Source organism: Paenibacillus sp. OAE614, assembly GCF_040546645.1.
Lineage (GTDB): Bacteria > Bacillota > Bacilli > Paenibacillales > Paenibacillaceae > Paenibacillus_AQ > Paenibacillus_AQ favisporus.
Map to the genome: position 1 here is coordinate 1 of NZ_JBEPOD010000001.1, position 14,000 is coordinate 14,000.

Annotated in this window: 6 protein-coding genes, 11 tRNA genes and 2 rRNA genes; all 19 read left to right on the forward strand. The window is 50.2% G+C overall.

Features of this window, described 5'->3' with window-relative positions:
- The first annotated feature begins 179 nt into the window (after positions 1–179).
- The 19 genes from ABIE48_RS00005 to glmM all read left to right on the forward strand — a co-directional run bounded on the left by ABIE48_RS00005 (position 180) and on the right by glmM (position 13,624).
- Positions 180–3,107 (forward strand): 23S ribosomal RNA (locus ABIE48_RS00005).
- Between the two features lie 98 nt (positions 3,108–3,205).
- Positions 3,206–3,322 (forward strand): 5S ribosomal RNA (gene rrf / locus ABIE48_RS00010).
- A 7-nt stretch (positions 3,323–3,329) separates the two neighbouring features.
- Positions 3,330–3,405, forward strand: a tRNA-Asn gene (locus tag ABIE48_RS00015).
- Positions 3,406–3,408: 3 nt separating this feature from the next.
- Positions 3,409–3,484, forward strand: a tRNA-Thr gene (locus ABIE48_RS00020).
- Between the two features lie 7 nt (positions 3,485–3,491).
- Positions 3,492–3,566, forward strand: a tRNA-Glu gene (locus ABIE48_RS00025).
- Positions 3,567–3,705: 139 nt separating this feature from the next.
- A tRNA-Val gene (locus ABIE48_RS00030) sits at positions 3,706–3,781 on the forward strand.
- A 51-nt stretch (positions 3,782–3,832) separates the two neighbouring features.
- Positions 3,833–3,907 (forward strand) — tRNA-Gln (locus ABIE48_RS00035).
- 4 nt (positions 3,908–3,911) lie between these two features.
- A tRNA-Lys gene (locus tag ABIE48_RS00040) sits at positions 3,912–3,987 on the forward strand.
- A gap of 18 nt (positions 3,988–4,005) precedes the next feature.
- Positions 4,006–4,089 (forward strand) — tRNA-Leu (locus ABIE48_RS00045).
- A gap of 11 nt (positions 4,090–4,100) precedes the next feature.
- Positions 4,101–4,175, forward strand: a tRNA-Gly gene (locus ABIE48_RS00050).
- A 3-nt stretch (positions 4,176–4,178) separates the two neighbouring features.
- Positions 4,179–4,255 (forward strand) — tRNA-Arg (locus ABIE48_RS00055).
- A gap of 23 nt (positions 4,256–4,278) precedes the next feature.
- Positions 4,279–4,352: transfer RNA gene (locus tag ABIE48_RS00060), tRNA-Pro, on the forward strand.
- A 56-nt stretch (positions 4,353–4,408) separates the two neighbouring features.
- Positions 4,409–4,482: transfer RNA gene (locus ABIE48_RS00065), tRNA-Gly, on the forward strand.
- Positions 4,483–5,490: 1,008 nt separating this feature from the next.
- Positions 5,491–8,286 carry a phosphoenolpyruvate carboxylase gene (gene ppc / locus ABIE48_RS00070; protein ID WP_192717480.1) on the forward strand — a complete coding sequence of 932 codons (2,796 nt, stop codon included), beginning with the start codon at positions 5,491–5,493 and terminating at the stop codon, positions 8,284–8,286.
- Between the two features lie 188 nt (positions 8,287–8,474).
- Positions 8,475–9,041: an RNA polymerase sigma factor SigW gene (gene sigW, locus ABIE48_RS00075; protein ID WP_076176256.1), complete on the forward strand. Its 567-nt coding sequence runs from the start codon at positions 8,475–8,477 to the stop codon at positions 9,039–9,041.
- A gap of 119 nt (positions 9,042–9,160) precedes the next feature.
- Complete coding sequence (locus tag ABIE48_RS00080; RefSeq protein ID WP_076176254.1) at positions 9,161–9,775, forward strand: zf-HC2 domain-containing protein; 615 nt, start codon at positions 9,161–9,163, stop codon at positions 9,773–9,775.
- A gap of 199 nt (positions 9,776–9,974) precedes the next feature.
- Positions 9,975–10,805 carry a diadenylate cyclase CdaA gene (gene cdaA, locus ABIE48_RS00085; protein ID WP_076176252.1) on the forward strand — a complete coding sequence of 277 codons (831 nt, stop codon included), beginning with the start codon at positions 9,975–9,977 and terminating at the stop codon, positions 10,803–10,805.
- The gene (locus ABIE48_RS00090; RefSeq protein WP_192717481.1) at positions 10,798–12,231 is read left to right on the forward strand and encodes a CdaR family protein; all 1,434 of its coding nucleotides are present in this window, start codon (positions 10,798–10,800) and stop codon (positions 12,229–12,231) included. The genes cdaA and ABIE48_RS00090 overlap by 8 nt, the downstream gene beginning before the upstream one ends.
- Before the next feature lie 52 nt (positions 12,232–12,283).
- A complete protein-coding gene (gene glmM / locus ABIE48_RS00095) occupies positions 12,284–13,624 on the forward strand; it encodes a phosphoglucosamine mutase (RefSeq protein WP_192717482.1) in 1,341 nt (446 codons plus the stop codon).
- Positions 13,625–14,000 lie beyond the last annotated feature (376 nt).

Sequence of the window (14,000 nt, forward strand, 5' to 3'; positions counted from 1 at the left end):
TGATCCTTGAAAACTAGATAACGAAACGAATCTGCGTTTTAGAAATATCCTTTTAGCTGAACTTGTGTCACAACAAGTTAAGTTTTAAAAGTAGCAGACGAGTGTTTTGAACGATGAGAGCCTTTGGCTTTGCGCTTGCGCAAAACAAGAAAACGAATCGGGCAAAACAGGAGTCAAATGGTTAAGCTACTAAGAGCACACGGAGGATGCCTAGGCGCTAGGAGCCGATGAAGGACGTGGCGAACAACGATACTGCCTCGGGGAGCTGTAAGCAAGCTTTGATCCGGGGATGTCCGAATGGGGAAACCCGGCTGATGTAATAGTCAGTCACTCATAACTGAATACATAGGTTATGGTGAGGCATACCAGGGGAACTGAAACATCTAAGTACCCTGAGGAAGAGAAAACAAGAGTGATTCCGTCAGTAGCGGCGAGCGAACGCGGAACAGCCTAAACCGGTCAGCTTGCTGGCCGGGGTTGTGGGACGTCTCACATGGAGTTACAAAGGAATTGGTTAGGCGAAGAGGTCTGGAAAGGCCCGGCATAGAAGGTAAAAGCCCTGTAGCCGAAAGTCAGTTCCCTCCGAGACGGATCCCGAGTAGTGCGGGGCACGTGAAACCCCGTATGAATCTGGCAGGACCATCTGCTAAGGCTAAATACTTCCTAGCGACCGATAGTGAAACAGTACCGTGAGGGAAAGGTGAAAAGCACCCCGGAAGGGGAGTGAAATAGAACCTGAAACCGTGTGCTTACAAGAAGTCAGAGCCCTGTTTATGGGTGATGGCGTGCCTTTTGTAGAATGAACCGGCGAGTTACGTTCCCGTGCAAGGTTAAGGTGAGAAGCCGGAGCCGCAGCGAAAGCGAGTCTGAATAGGGCGAATGAGTACGTGGACGTAGACCCGAAACCGTGTGATCTACCCCTGTCCAGGGTGAAGGTGCGGTAACACGCACTGGAGGCCCGAACCCACGAATGTTGAAAAATTCGGGGATGAGGTGGGGGTAGCGGAGAAATTCCAATCGAACTCGGAGATAGCTGGTTCTCCCCGAAATAGCTTTAGGGCTAGCCTCGGTTTTGCAGTCGTGGAGGTAGAGCACTGATTGGGTGCGGGGCCCGCAAGGGTTACCAAGCTCAGTCAAACTCCGAATGCCATCGACTGATCGACCGGGAGTCAGACAGTGAGTGCTAAGATCCATTGTCAAAAGGGAAACAGCCCAGACCATCAGCTAAGGTCCCCAAGTGTGTGTTAAGTGGGAAAGGATGTGGAGTTGCACAGACAACCAGGATGTTGGCTTAGAAGCAGCCACCATTGAAAGAGTGCGTAATAGCTCACTGGTCGAGTGACTCTGCGCCGAAAATGTAACGGGGCTAAACACACCACCGAAGCTATGGCTTGATGCTTGCATCAGGGGTAGGGGAGCGTTGTATACAGCATTGAAGGTATACCGTAAGGAGTGCTGGAGCGTATACAAGTGAGAATGCCGGTATGAGTAACGAAAAGATCAGTGAGAATCTGATCCGCCGAAAGCCCAAGGTTTCCTGAGGAAGGCTCGTCCGCTCAGGGTAAGTCGGGACCTAAGGTGAGGCCGACAGGCGTAATCGAAGGACAACAGGTTGAAATTCCTGTACCACCGTAAACCGTTATGAGTGATGGGGTGACGCAGGAGGGTAGTGACGCGAGCTGATGGATGCTCGTCCAAGCAGTGAGGCTGGTGTGTAGGCAAATCCGCACACTTTAAGGCTGGGCTGTGATGGGGAGGGAAAATTATAGTACCGAAGGTCATGATCTCACACTGCCAAGAAAAGCCTCTAACCAGGTGAAGGTGCCCGTACCGCAAACCGACACAGGTAGGCGAGAAGAGAATTCTAAGGCGCGCGGAAGAACTCTCGTTAAGGAACTCGGCAAAATGACCCCGTAACTTCGGGAGAAGGGGTGCCCCGGTAGTGTGAATAGCACGAGGGGGCCGCAGTGAAAAGGCCCAAGCGACTGTTTAGCAAAAACACAGGTCTGTGCGAAGCCGCAAGGCGAAGTATACGGGCTGACGCCTGCCCGGTGCTGGAAGGTTAAGGGGAGCGGTTAGGGAGCAATCCCGAAGCTGTGAACCGAAGCCCCAGTAAACGGCGGCCGTAACTATAACGGTCCTAAGGTAGCGAAATTCCTTGTCAGGTAAATTCTGACCCGCACGAATGGCGTAACGACTTGGGCGCTGTCTCAACGAGAGATCCGGTGAAATTTTAATACCTGTGAAGATGCAGGTTACCCGCGACAAGACGGAAAGACCCCATGGAGCTTTACTGCAGCTTGATATTGGATTTGGGTACGATCTGTACAGGATAGGTGGGAGCCTTTGAAACCTGAGCGCCAGCTTAGGTGGAGGCGCCGTTGGGATACCACCCTGATCGTATCTAGGTTCTAACCTGGTACCGTAATCCGGTATGGGGACAGTGTCAGGTGGGCAGTTTGACTGGGGCGGTCGCCTCCTAAAGAGTAACGGAGGCGCCCCAAGGTTCCCTCAGAATGGTTGGAAATCATTCGAAGAGTGCAAAGGCAGAAGGGAGCTTGACTGCGAGACCTACAAGTCGAGCAGGGACGAAAGTCGGGCTTAGTGATCCGGTGGTACCGCATGGAAGGGCCATCGCTCAACGGATAAAAGCTACCCTGGGGATAACAGGCTTATCTCCCCCAAGAGTCCACATCGACGGGGAGGTTTGGCACCTCGATGTCGGCTCATCGCATCCTGGGGCTGAAGTAGGTCCCAAGGGTTGGGCTGTTCGCCCATTAAAGCGGTACGCGAGCTGGGTTCAGAACGTCGTGAGACAGTTCGGTCCCTATCTGTCGTGGGCGTAGGAAATTTGAGAGGAGCTGTCCTTAGTACGAGAGGACCGGGATGGACGTACCGCTGGTGCACCAGTTGTTCCGCCAGGAGCATGGCTGGGTAGCTACGTACGGACGGGATAAGCGCTGAAAGCATCTAAGCGTGAAGCCCCCCTCAAGATGAGATTTCCCAGTATGTAAGACCCCTTGTAGACGACGAGGTAGATAGGTTGGAGGTGGAAGTGCAGCAATGCATGGAGCTGACCAATACTAATCGGTCGAGGGCTTATCCTAAAAGCTTTCTGAAAGAAAGCTTGCTACGGAAGCATATGCTTAGATTAATTCGCAGATTCGTTTCGTATCTAGTTTTCAAGTGATCAAACACTTGAACGTTTGGTGGCGATAGCGGAGGGGTTCCACGCGTACCCATCCCGAACACGACCGTTAAGCCCTCCAGCGCCGATGGTACTTGGACCGAAGGGTCCTGGGAGAGTAGGACGTTGCCAAGCGGTATATTCCCTGATAGCTCAGTTGGTAGAGCACTCGACTGTTAATCGAGTTGTCACAGGTTCGAGTCCTGTTCGGGGAGCCATTTGCTCTCATAGCTCAGTAGGTAGAGTGCATCCATGGTAAGGATGAGGTCACCGGTTCGATCCCGGTTGAGAGCTCCATATTTGTGGCCCGTTGGTCAAGGGGTTAAGACACCTCCCTTTCACGGAGGTAACATGGGTTCGAATCCCATACGGGTCACCACTTTCATTATTAGCATCAGGGATGAGAATCCAAAAAGGGTTCGTCGGATGTACTTTCGTTGGGACAAGCTTTGCTGCCTTTAAACGAAGGAAAGATCCGGACGGGTCATCGTGTGTTTTAATGGATACATAGTTTGCATGGAGGCTTAGCTCAGCTGGGAGAGCATCTGCCTTACAAGCAGAGGGTCGGGGGTTCGATCCCCTCAGCCTCCACCATTTATGATATGAAATAGTTAAAATTGGGCAGACTATAGTTATTCGTAACTTTGGGGATTAGCCAAGCGGTAAGGCAACGGACTTTGACTCCGTCATGCATAGGTTCGAATCCTATATCCCCAGCCAGTGAGAGCCATTAGCTCAGTTGGTAGAGCACCTGACTTTTAATCAGGGTGTCGAAGGTTCGAGTCCTTCATGGCTCACCAGTTTTAATTACAAGTTTTGCGCGTGTGGCGGAATTGGCAGACGCACTAGACTTAGGATCTAGCGTCTTTGACGTGGGGGTTCAAGTCCCTCCACGCGCACCACTTTGTTTGATGCGGACGTGGCTCAGCGGTAGAGCATCGCCTTGCCAAGGCGAGGGTCGCGGGTTCGATTCCCGTCGTCCGCTCCATATGCGCCCTTAGCTCAGCTGGATAGAGCGTTTGACTACGAATCAAAAGGTCAGGAGTTCGAATCTCTTAGGGCGCGCCATTTAACTGTTTTACAATAGATATCGGGATGTAGCTCAGCTTGGTAGAGCACCTGGTTTGGGACCAGGGGGTCGCATGTTCGAATCGTGTCATCCCGATACGCATGCACAGCTTCGTGCAAGTCATGATTGTTTCAAGGCTTGCACGAAGATCTGCGGGTGTAGTTCAATGGTAGAACTTCAGCCTTCCAAGCTGATAGCGTGGGTTCGATTCCCATCACCCGCTCCATACATAAAACATAACGCCGAAAGGCGTTTTTTTGTTTAGAGCGGTAGTGTGGGAGAGAACCCATGCAGCGTGGGTACGACCGTCCGTGCTGGCTACTCTGAAGGAACCCAATCAGGACGCGCGTCAACATCTACCTCTGCGGCGGCCGAAGGCCCGCTTTTTTAATCGAGATGTTGAGTATTCCCATCACCCGCTCCATACATAAAACATAACGCCGAAAGGCGTTTTTTTGTTTAGAACGGTAGTGTGGGAGAGAACCCATGCAGCGTGGGTACGACCGTCCGTGCCGGCTACACTGAAGGAACCCAATCAGGACGCGCGTCAACATCTACCTCTGCGGCGGGCCGAAGGTCCGCTTTTAAATTTTAGATGCCTTCAAAGGGCTGTTATGCACGATTACAAGGTATCTCTCTGAGGTTTTACCTGATTGCCTCTATAACCCCCTTTATTTGCCCCTCTAGCCCTTTTAAATGGAGGGTTAATAACCACACAATTACATTCTTAAAAATCTTTATTATGCCTAGCTAAGCAGCTAACACAATCTAATATTGGGTATACCCATGATTCCTTAATATGTGTTCTATGTTGATCAATGAACTAACATCTATATGAACAAGAGAGCACAGTTAAATCAGCTGCTGTAATGAAAAGTTTCAAAGACATTTTTCGTTAAACTAACCTCATGTTAAATATTAACGGGATGATTTGTTTAATGAGTTAACTTACGTGGTAAATAGTGGATGAAGCATCTGAGCTATGCATAAATAAACTCAATACGGTATTTTATTTAGAATGAAAACCGCCGTATTATTCATAACATCTGGTAAATCATATGTCAGGAATTAGGCATGACTGAATGAAAATACATATTTTACATCGTGTTTTTACGCGAAAATCTGCGCTTTATTTAATAAAAGTGCAGATTTTCGATGTGATTTATTGTATGATGTTAAGAAAGTATGAACAAAGAGAAAGCAATACAGACGGGATAGAGACGGGAGGAGTAGCATGACTGAACTTACGGTAACCGCGAACAAAAGCAATTCAAACAACTTGCTGCGGCGTGACGTGCGATTCTTGGGGAACATACTCGGGGAAGTGCTTGTTCATCAAGGGGGCAATGAACTCTTAGATATCGTTGAGAAGATCCGTGAAACAAGCAAATCTTTACGTTCTGTTTTTTTGCCTGAATTGTATGAAGAATTCAAAAAGATGGTTGAAACCCTTGAGCCGGATATTCGCCATCAGGTGATTCGCGCTTTTGCGATTTACTTCCAACTTGTGAATATCGCCGAGCAAAATCATCGGATCCGCAGAAAACGGGACTATGAGCGCTCAGCTGGAGAAAGTGCTCAGCCCGATTCGATCGAGATGGCCATCAAGGAACTGAAAGAGCGGAATTTTACGGTCGAAGAAGTTCAGGACATTATTGAGAGCCTGTCCCTGGAATTGGTAATGACCGCCCATCCGACGGAAGCCATGCGCAGAGCGATTCTGGATATTCATAAACGGATTTCCGAAGATGTCATGCTGCTGGACAATCCGACTCTTACGTTCCGCGAGCGCGAACAGCTTCGGGAGAAGCTGCTGAACGAAGTCATTACGCTGTGGCAGACGGATGAGCTTAGAGCCCGTAAGCCTACGGTACTGGATGAGGTCCGGAACGGAATGTATTACTTCCATGAGACGCTGTTCCACGTTCTGCCTGACGTCTATCAGGAATTGGAACGCTGCTTGACCAAGTATTATCCGGGACACCTCTGGCACGCGCCTACGTATCTGAGATTCGGTTCATGGATCGGCGGCGACCGTGACGGTAACCCATCTGTGACGGCCGAAATCACTTCGCAGACGCTTCGTATGCAGCGCAAGCTGGCTATTCGGGAATATCAGCGCATTTTAGTTGAATATATGCAGTATTTGAGCTTCAGCACTTCCATAGTAGAAGTTTCGAAGGAACTTCAGGATTCCATTGAACGGGACCGTGCAAATGTAACCGTTACAAAAAGGGATATTTGGAACAATGAGAAGGAACCATACCGTATTAAACTGGTTTACATGATGGAGAAAATCGCGAACGTTCTGGACGACAGTAAAAAAGGAACAGCCGAGTCCTACGCTTCGCCCGCGGAGTTTATCGAAGACCTGAGCATTATTGACCGCAGTCTTCGCTTCCATTTTGCGGACTATGTAGCAGATACTTATATCAAGAAGCTGATTCGTCAGGTGGAGCTGTTTGGGTTCCATACGGCGGCGCTGGATATCCGTCAGCACAGCCAGGAACATGAGAATGCGATGAAAGAGGTCCTGGAGAAGAGCAACATTACGCCGGACTATGCAGCGCTTTCCGAAGAGGAGAAGATTGAGCTGCTCACGAAGCTGCTGAGCGAACCGAGACCGATCTCGTCGGTATATCAGGACTACAGCCCAAGTACTAAAGAGTGCCTGGATGTATTCCGGGTAGTCAAGGAAGCACAGCAGGATTACGGTAAAGATTGCATTACCAGCTACCTGATCAGTATGGCTGAAGGAGCCAGTGACATTATGGAAGTCATGGTCTTCGCCAAAGAAGTCGGGCTGTTCCGGCAAGTTCCGGACGGTACCGTAGAATGTACATTGCAGGCGGTTCCGTTGTTCGAGACCATAGAGGACCTGCACGCCGCTCCGGAAATTATGAGACGGCTTTTCAAACTGCCGATTTATCGTCAGAGCATTACGGCCCGGAACGACCTTCAGGAAATTATGCTGGGTTATTCCGACAGCAACAAGGACGGCGGCGCGGTTACAGCCAACTGGGAACTGCGGGTTGCTCTGAAAGAGCTGACGGCTGTCGCCAGCGAGTTCGGCATCAAGCTTAAATTTTTCCACGGACGCGGCGGATCGTTGGGTCGCGGCGGCATGCCGCTGAACCGCAGCATTCTGGCGCAGCCGGCTTCTACCATCGGCGGAGGCATCAAGATCACCGAGCAGGGTGAGGTCATTTCCTCGCGCTATTCGCTGAAGGGCATTGCTTACCGCAGCTTGGAACAGGCAACATCGGCTCTGGTGACGGCAGCAATCAACGCACGTTCGCCGGAAGAGGATGACGTAAACGAAGCCCAATGGGATGAGATCGTGCGCGAGATGTCCGAGGTTTCCCGGAATAAGTACCAGGATCTGATCTTCCGTGATCCGGATTTCTTGGCATTCTTCAAGGAATCCACGCCGCTTCCTGAAGTCGGAGAGCTGAACATCGGTTCGCGTCCTTCCAAGCGGAAGAATACCGACCGTTTTGAAGATCTGCGCGCCATTCCGTGGGTGTTCTCATGGACCCAAAGCCGCTACCTGCTTCCTGCATGGTACGCCGCGGGTACAGGCCTTCAGAGCTTTTATCAGAACAAGGAAGAGAATCTGAAGGTGATGCAGGAGATGTACGAGAAGTTCTCCTTCTTCACTTCGTTGATCGATTCCCTTCAAATGGCGATCGCCAAGGCGGATATGGTCATTGCCAAGGAATACGCCGGCATGGCCCGCAACGATGAGGCACGCCGCCGTATCTTCGGACTGATTGAGGAAGAGTTCAAGCTGACGTCAGAGCTGATTTTGAAAATTACAGGACAAAAAGAAATTCTGGATAATGTGCCTGTCATTCAGGAATCGATCCGCCTCCGCAATCCTTATGTGGATCCGCTCAGCTATTTGCAGGTACAGCTGCTCAGCGAGCTCCGCGGACTGCGCGAACAGGATGAGGATAATGCAGAATTGCTGCGTGAGGTTCTGCTCACGATCAACGGCATTGCCTCGGGACTCCGGAACACAGGCTGATGATACGATTACTTCAATAAGCATCCCTGAAGCCAGAATAGGAAAGCTCAGTGCCTGAACCCCAGGCGCTGCGGCTTTCCTATTGTTCTGTTATACGGCTTGTCTTGCTTTTTAGAGAGACTTCATTTACGATTTGAATGGAAAAATAAATTGTTGTCGTACCCATCAGCAAGTCTGGGGGAATCTTGATGGAAAATATAGAAAACCGGCTGACGAAACTGGCTCTGAAAGGGGACCAGCGGGCGTTTGCCGAAATTGTGGAACTGTACAAGGACAAAATTTATCATCTGGCTTACAGGATGCTGAACAACCGTCACGAAGCGGAGGACGTCGTTCAGGAGACTTTTTTACGCGTATATAAAAATTTGGACAGGTATGACCAGAATCAGAAATTCTCCACATGGATTTACCGCATCGGAACCAATTTATGCATCGACCGGCTGAGGAAAAGGAAACCGACCTATTCCCTTGATGCTGAGATGAACGACCAGGAAGGTATGGACGGGTATTCGATGATTCCAAGCGATAACCGGACGCCTGAGAGCGAGACGCTGATCTCGGAGACGCAGCAGATCATTTACGAAGCGATCGAGAGCCTTCCGGCGAAGTATAAGTCGGTCATGGTCCTCCGGTATTTGCAGGATTTGTCCTTGCAGGAAATCAGCGATGTGCTGGGAATGCCCGTAACAACGATTAAAACGAGGGTGCACCGGGGTCGCGAGTTTTTGCGTAAAAAATTAGAGCCCAAATTATAGAAAACGAGCTTCGGTTTTGAAACTTCTTCAGAACCTGTACGTATTACAAATGAAACTGACCTATGCCCCTGAACCGGGGAGATTGAATACATTCATATTAATGAAAGGATTGGCTCAGAATGGATTGCAAATTAGCCGTCTCTTTAATGCATGATTATTTAGATGACGACTTGTCCAAGGAGCAGCAGTTGGAGCTTAAGACCCATATGCTGTCCTGCCCTGACTGTCGGATGCAGTTTAAAGAGCTGGAACAGACGGATATGCTGATGTACTCACTGACGCATCATACGCCGTCTGCATCTCTTGAGCTGACTGAGCGGATCATGAATTCTCTCCCGAAGCAGAAGAAGCAGCAGCTATGGCTTACATGGGTCAAGAGACATCCGGCCATTACAGCCGCGGCTATATTTGTCTTAGTGATGCTGTTTAGTACCGTGAGCTTCTGGGATCAGGATACCCAACTGGTGGTTAAAGGCAGTGATCTGGATCAAGTTGTCATTGAAGGGAACACGGTCATCGTGCCTGAAGGCAAAAGTATTGCGGGCAATTTGACGGTAGAAAATGGAAAGACTCAGATCTATGGTGACGTCCAAGGTAATTTGACGGTCATCGATGGATCGCTGTACCAAGCCTCAACCGCCCATATTTCGGGTCAGGTGAAGAGCATTGATCAGGCGATGGACTGGATATGGTATAAAATCACAAACATGTTCTCTGATGTCGCCTATCGTTAGTAAATCTTGATATTTGTGGATATTGGCGCCTCTTTGGGACAAAGCGGGCGTCTTTTTTGTTGGAAATATTTATAAATGGTTCCAATTTGAAACCGCGGCCGCTTGCAACCTGAAGGTGTACGTTATAACCTAGGTAATATAGGGGAAATTAAATGACATAGAGACCCATCATCATGAAGGGGAGTATGGGGGCCTAAGTATGAGTTATTTTGCGGACTTAACGTGGAAAGAGTCCATTAAAGATATCATTGACATCGCCATCGTTACATATATCATTTATCAGGTCATTTTGCTTGTCAGGGGGACCCGGGCGGTTCAGCTGTTGAAAGGGATTTTGTTCCTGGTCATCATCTGGGCGCTCAGTACATGGTTTGATCTGTACACCCTTAAATGGCTTATGAATCAGATATTTAACTTTGGCATTTTAGCGATCTTTATCATCTTCCAGCCGGAGCTTCGGCGGGCGCTGGAGCAGTTGGGGCGGGGCAAGCTGTTTGGCCGCTCATCGGCGGAGGATGAACAGCTCAATAAGCTGATCGGCGAAGTCATTAAGGCCGTGAACTATTTGGCTCGCAGAAAGATCGGAGCGTTAATCGTATTTGAACGGGAGACAGGTCTCAATGAATATACGGAGTCCGGGATTCCTATGCAGTCCATGGTGAGCTCCCAGCTGCTCATTAACATTTTTATACCGAATACACCTCTCCATGACGGTGCCGTGATCATTCAGAACCAGCAGATCGCCGCTGCCGCCTGCTATTTGCCGCTGTCCGAGAATCCTTTTATCAGCAAGGAGCTGGGCACCCGGCACCGGGCGGCCATCGGGATCAGTGAAGTAGGGGATGCGGTGTCCATCGTCGTATCGGAGGAAACCGGACAAATATCGTTAGCCATTAACGGTCAGGTCGTTCGTGATATTAAAGAAGAATCCTTAATATCGAAACTGTATGAAGAGCTCCGTCCAAATTCCTCTGCGAAAGAAAAACGTCCTGTTTTCTGGAAGCGGAAGGGGAATGATAATCATGAATAAGTGGATCAATAACAACAATATTTCGAAAGTGCTGGCGCTTGCCGTAAGTATTTTGCTATGGAGCATGGTTCATTTGAACGATGTGACGCCTACGCCTACCGCTAAAATTGATTCACGGATCATTGATAATGTGAAGGTACAGGCTTTTGGACTGGATGAGAAGAAGTATATCCTGAGCGCCATGGACACGGATCAGGTTCAGCTCGAGGTCAAAGGAAAAAAGTCGGACCTGCTCTCGATGTACTCGGAAGATTATAAAGTAAGGCTGGACCTGAGCAAAGCGAAAGTAGGCACCAGCACGCTGCCGCTTACCGTAGACGTTCCTTCGGGAATTGAGGTGGTCAACGTTCAGCCGTCAACTGTGACTGTCAATATTGAAAAGAGGGATACATCGTCTTTCCCGGTATCGATCGTGACGAGCGGGGAGCCGGCAGCTGGTTATCAGATGGGCAGCATTACGATGGAACCGGCTACGGTGTCTGTTACGCTGCCTGAAAGTGACCTGAAAAGGGTCGATAAGATTCAAGGATCGGTATCCATTGATGGCGAAGACGCAACGATTAAGGAAAAGCGGGTGAAGCTGACCGCGTTGGACAAGCAGGGGAAGGAAATTGAGGGGGCGGTAATTGAGCCGTCAACCATCTCCGTGGTCGTACCGATTACGCCGCCATACAAAGAGGTGCCGATCGAACTGCACTATTCGGGCCAACTGCCTGACGGCATCGTGATTTCAAAGGCTCAGCCAAGCGTGACTACCGTGAAGCTGTACGGTTCTCAAGATGCGCTTGCGGGAATAAAGTCCTATAATGACGTCGATGTGGATTTGGGGCAGATCAAGGAAGCGGGAACAATGGTACTTCCTGTGGACTTGACGCCACCGCAGGGTTTTGAGAAAATCGAGCCGAGCTCTATGGAGGTTGAAATCACCACGGTGTCCAACTCCCAGCGGGTGATTGACGACATTCCGATTAAGATCAGCGGGGCCGGCTCTGACGTGCAGGCCGCGATCAAGAGCCCGGCAAGCGGCACCATGTCGCTTAAGCTGAGCGGCGCTCCTGGCCTGCTGAACAGCCTGACAAAGGATGACATTCAGCTCATCGCCAGCGTTGGTAACCTGAAGCCCGGTACGCATCAGGTGAACCTGCAGGTGGTCCTCCCACGCTATGTTTCGCGGGTGGATCAGGGAAATGCGCTAACGGCGACCATAGAGATCAAGGATAATGCTGCAGCAACGTCGACCCAGCCGGACTCGAAGCCTGAAGATAACAGCAAGGGAACGACCGACAACGGCAATAAAGGAACAGGCGGCAATTCAGGGTCCGAGACGGATTCGACGAACGTGGATGAGACAGACAACAATGGAACGGCGGGTGATACCCCGCCGCCGGAAGGGCAGGAGCCACAGACAGATACCGGCTCACCCTGATCTGAACGAACACATATAGTAACTAGAGATGCACTCAAAAAGGAGATCAATTATGGGGAAATATTTTGGAACTGATGGAGTACGCGGTGTTGCCAATAAAGAACTGACGGCCGAAATGGCTTACAGCATTGGACGCTGCGGCGGTTATGTGTTGACCGGGGACGTGGAGAAACCTACGGTTGTCATTGGAATGGATACCCGGATTTCGGGAGTTATGCTGGAATCGGCACTGGTTGCGGGTCTGCTGTCCATCGGGGCGCATGTTATCCGTGTAGGTGTTGTATCTACGCCAGCGGTGGCGTATATTACACGGTTGTTAAAGGCGGACGCCGGCGTTATGATTTCGGCTTCCCACAATCCGGTCGAAGATAACGGCATTAAGTTCTTCGGCGGGGACGGCTTCAAGCTGTCCGACGAGACCGAACTGAAAATCGAAGAGCTGATGGACGCAGCCGAAGATACGCTTCCGCGTCCGATTGGCAAGGATCTGGGCAATGTTATTGTCGATAATGAATCGAAATATAAATATTTGGAGTATTTGAAAACGACGATTTCCCACAGCTTTGACGGGCTGAAGATCGTACTCGACTGTGCCAACGGCGCGGCTTATGAGCTGGCTCCTAAGCTGTTTGAGGAACTTGGCGCAGAGGTGGTTACGATCGGCACCGAGCCGAACGGGTTGAACATCAATGACCACTGCGGATCCACCCACCCGGAAAAGCTGAGAGAAGAAGTGCTCAAGGCCAAAGCCGACCTGGGTCTTGCCTTTGATGGAGACGCGGACCGTCTGATCGCGATTGATGATCAGGGCGAGGAAGTCGACGGCGATTTCATCCTCTGTATTTGCGGCGACGCTATGAACAAGCAGGGTAAGCTGAACAACGGCACGATCGTATCGACCGTCATGAGCAACATCGGTTTTTATAAAGCGACCGAGAAGCTGGCGCTAAAAACGGCCAAGACGGCTGTCGGCGACCGCTATGTGATGGAGGAAATGCGTAAAGGCGGCTATAACTTGGGCGGAGAGCAGTCCGGGCATGTTATTTTCCTGGACTACAATACGACCGGTGACGGCATTCTGACCGCGATCCAGCTGGTGGATACGATCCAGGCTTCGGGCAAGAAGCTGAGCGAGCTGAGAACGATGATGCGCAAGTACCCTCAGGTGTTGGTAAACGTACGGGTAGAGGACAAGAGCAAGTATGAAGGCAATGCGGCCATTAAGGATGCTATTCAAGCCGTTGAGGGGATCCTTGGGGATAACGGCCGGGTACTTGTTCGTCCTTCAGGCACGGAATCGCTGATCCGCGTCATGGCTGAAGGTCCTAATAAGGAGGACCTGGATCAGTATGTCTCCCAAATCGTCGATGTGGTGAAACGGGAACTAGCATAGCAGGTAAATGTTGGTTTTTTCTATAAAATAAAGCATAAATGCCATAGGCCGGTGAGACTAGAATTGCGGTTTCATCGGCTTTTTTACAGGGTATATAACGGGGACTCCGATTTGGGGCTATCAGCCCGATTGCAAAACGGAGATGACATGAATATAATTAGTAAATGTCATTACGAAACAGAAAGCGAGGGTCGTGAGGTTAGCAACAATAGCGCCAGAACTTGAGCTTGCGCGGGGAAGAATCTGAAGGAGCACAACGCTTCGGATTCACGGCAGCATCAAGTTGACGAGGTGGAGGTGTTCGAAATGTTCGGCGGGGACCTCCCGGTGATACACCACAGCCGTAAACTCGAAACGGAAAATGAACGGGCGACCG

Coding starts and splice junctions, on each gene's coding strand:
- ppc (WP_192717480.1), top strand. CDS start 5,491: ATGACTGAACTTACGGTAACCGCGAACAAAAGCAATTCAAACAACTTG.
- sigW (WP_076176256.1), top strand. CDS start 8,475: ATGGAAAATATAGAAAACCGGCTGACGAAACTGGCTCTGAAAGGGGAC.
- ABIE48_RS00080 (WP_076176254.1), top strand. CDS start 9,161: ATGGATTGCAAATTAGCCGTCTCTTTAATGCATGATTATTTAGATGAC.
- cdaA (WP_076176252.1), top strand. CDS start 9,975: ATGAGTTATTTTGCGGACTTAACGTGGAAAGAGTCCATTAAAGATATC.
- ABIE48_RS00090 (WP_192717481.1), top strand. CDS start 10,798: ATGAATAAGTGGATCAATAACAACAATATTTCGAAAGTGCTGGCGCTT.
- glmM (WP_192717482.1), top strand. CDS start 12,284: ATGGGGAAATATTTTGGAACTGATGGAGTACGCGGTGTTGCCAATAAA.